This is a genomic window from Corynebacterium sp. HMSC066C02 (assembly GCF_001814945.1).
In the GTDB taxonomy this organism is placed as follows: Bacteria; Actinomycetota; Actinomycetes; order Mycobacteriales; family Mycobacteriaceae; genus Corynebacterium; species Corynebacterium aurimucosum.
This window is the reverse complement of the sequence record NZ_KV818442.1, coordinates 1-3,372: the sequence shown is the minus strand read 5'-3', so window position 1 is coordinate 3,372 and position 3,372 is coordinate 1. Positions and strand designations below refer to the sequence as shown.

Here is a 3,372-nt window from a genome sequence, read left to right as displayed (position 1 = left end):
AGTGTGTGTGTTTGTTTTGGTCTATTAGTACCAGTAGCCTTCACACCTTGCGGTGCGTCCAGGTCTGGCCTATCAACCCCATCGTCTTTGGGGGACCTCAAGTGAAACCTCATCTTAAAACAGGCTTCCCGCTTAGATGCTTTCAGCGGTTATCCCTTCCGTACGTAGCCAACCAGCGATGCTCCTGGCGGAACAACTGGCACACTAGAGGTACGTCCGTCCCGGTCCTCTCGTACTAGGGACAGCCTTCTTCAAGTTTCAACGCGCGCGGCGGATAGAGACCGAACTGTCTCACGACGTTCTGAACCCAGCTCGCGTGCCGCTTTAATGGGCGAACAGCCCAACCCTTGGGACCTACTCCAGCCCCAGGATGCGACGAGCCGACATCGAGGTGCCAAACCATCCCGTCGATATGGACTCTTGGGGAAGATCAGCCTGTTATCCCCGGGGTACCTTTTATCCGTTGAGCGACACCACATCCACAAGTAGGTGCCGGATCACTAGTCCCGACTTTCGTCCCTGTTCGACATGTCTGTCTCACAGTCAAGCTCCCTTGTGCACTTACACTCACCACCTGATTGCCAACCAGGCTGAGGGAACCTTTGGGCGCCTCCGTTACATTTTGGGAGGCAACCGCCCCAGTTAAACTACCCACCAGGCACTGTCCCCAACCCAGATCATGGGCCAAGGTTAGACATCCAATCCGATCAGAGTGGTATTTCAACAACGACTCCACAACCACTAGCGTGGCCGCTTCATAGTCTCCCACCTATCCTACACAAACCGAACCGAACACCAATACCAAGCTATAGTGAAGGTCCCGGGGTCTTTTCGTCCTGCCGCGCGTAACGAGCATCTTTACTCGTAGTGCAATTTCACCGGGCCTGTGGTTGAGACAGCAGAGAAGTCGTTACGCCATTCGTGCAGGTCGGAACTTACCCGACAAGGAATTTCGCTACCTTAGGATGGTTATAGTTACCACCGCCGTTTACTGGGGCTTAAATTCTCAGCTTCGCAGCCAAAAGACTACTAACCGGTCCTCTTAACCTTCCAGCACCGGGCAGGCGTCAGTCCATATACATCAACTTCACGTCTTCGCATGGACCTGTGTTTTTGATAAACAGTCGCTTCCCTCTATTCTCTGCGACCCCACAACCCACCACCAGCGCAAAGACTGGTTTAAGTCGTGTGGTCCCCCTTCTCCCGAAGTTACGGGGGCATTTTGCCGAGTTCCTTAACCACAGTTCACCCGAACGCCTTAGTATTTTCAACCTGACCACCTGTGTCGGTTTAGGGTACGGGCCATACATCCACATCGCTAGAGGCTTTTCTCGACAGTACTAGATCACCAACTTCACCCACACTTGGGCTACGCATCACGCCTCAGGTATACGGTGTGCGGATTTACCTACACACCACCTCACACGCTTACACCAACAATCCATTAAGCGGCATGGCTACTACACTGTGTCACCCCATCACTTGAACCACACATCAGGCCCCACGACATCAACAAACCACGCACTCAAAGAGTGCACAATCCGTATCCGCGGTGGTTAGTATCAGTGCTTTATCATGGGCGCGGATATACGGGTACCAGAATATCAACTGGTTATCCATCGACTACGCCTGTCGGCCTCGCCTTAGGTCCCGACTCACCCTGGGAAGACGAACTTGACCCAGGAACCCTTAGTCATCCGGCGGGAAGGATTCTCACCTTCCAATTCGTTACTCATGCCTGCATTCTCACTCGCACACACTCCACGCCTCCTTACGGTAACGCTTCAACACATGCACGACGCTCCCCTACCCAAACAAAAAAGTTTGCCGCGGCTTCGGCGGTGTGCTTGAGCCCCACTACATTGTCGGCGCAGGACCACTCGACCAGTGAGCTATTACGCACTCTTTCAAGGATGGCTGCTTCTAAGCCAACCTCCTGGCTGTCTTCGCGATCCCACATCCTTTTCCACTTAGCACACCCTTAGGGGCCTTAACCGGCGATCTGGGCTGTTTCCCTCTCGACTATGAAGCTTATCCCCCACAGTCTCACTGCCGCACAACACAATTGATGGCATTCGGAGTTTGGCTGACATTGCTAAGATTGTAGTCCCGCTCAACCAACCAGTAGCTCTACCTCCACCAAGCTACATGCGACGCTGCACCTAAATGCATTTCGGGGAGAACCAGCTATCACGGAGTTTGATTGGCCTTTCACCCCTACCCACAGCTCATCCCCGCAGTTTTCAACCTACGTGGGTTCGCGCCTCCACAGCATCTTACTACTGCTTCACACTGGCCATGGGTAGATCACCCCGCTTCGGGTCCAGGACACGCCACTGACAACACCCCATTAGGATTCGGTTTCCCTACGGCTACCCCACACGGGTTAACCTCGCGACATGCCGCTGACTCGCAGGCTCATTCTTCAAAAGGCACGCCATCACACAACAAAAAGTGCTCTGACGGATTGTAAGCACATGGTTTCAGGAACTATTTCACTCCCCTCCCGGGGTACTTTTCACCATTCCCTCACGGTACTCATACACTATCGGTCACACTGAGTATTTAGGCTTACCGGGTGGTCCCGGCAGATTCACAGCAGATTCCACGAGCCCGCTGCTACTCGGGCAACCCAACAACCCATGCATTGCAGCCTTCAACTACGGGACTATCACCCTCTACGGTAGGCGTTTCCACACCACTTCACCTAACAACAACACACAAGCACGATGATGGTAGTCACCGTCCATTGGGGCCCACAACACCGCACACACAACCCCTACCAAGTATCACATGCACACGGTTTAGCCTCATCCACGTTCGTTCGCCACTACTAGCAGAATCATATTTTATTTTCTTCTCCTACGGGTACTGAGATGTTTCACTTCCCCGCGTAAACCCCCACAACAGCTATGAATTCACTGAAGGGTAACACCCCATAACAGGTGCCAGGTTTCCCCATTCGGACATCCTCGGATCAACGCTTTATTGACAACTCCCCGAGGCTTAACGCAGCCTTACACGTCCTTCATCGGCTCAGCATGCCAAGGCATCCACCATGCGCCCTAAATAACGAACACACAACCAACAAGGCAACCACCACAAAAGCAGCAGAAGACAATGCTGGTGTGAACACACAAAACACAAAAGAACAAAGAAATCACACAAACCACACACCCACCACCAACACACGCACAAAGCACGTATCAGCAGCAAGCACATGGTTTAATGCTCGCGTCCACTATACAGTTCTCACACAACACCCCACACCAGCCCAACAACCAGAGAAACAAACACTCCAACCATCAGTCACGCATGGGTTAAACAACCAGGGAACAATGCCCCAGACACCCAACAATGCACCACGTACTT

At 52.8% G+C, this 3,372-nt stretch carries 1 rRNA gene; it reads right to left on the bottom strand.

Going from position 1 to position 3,372, the window contains the following annotated elements:
- Positions 1–5 precede the first annotated feature (5 nt).
- Positions 6–3,080 (bottom strand): 23S ribosomal RNA (locus HMPREF2996_RS03275).
- Positions 3,081–3,372: the final 292 nt, after the last annotated feature.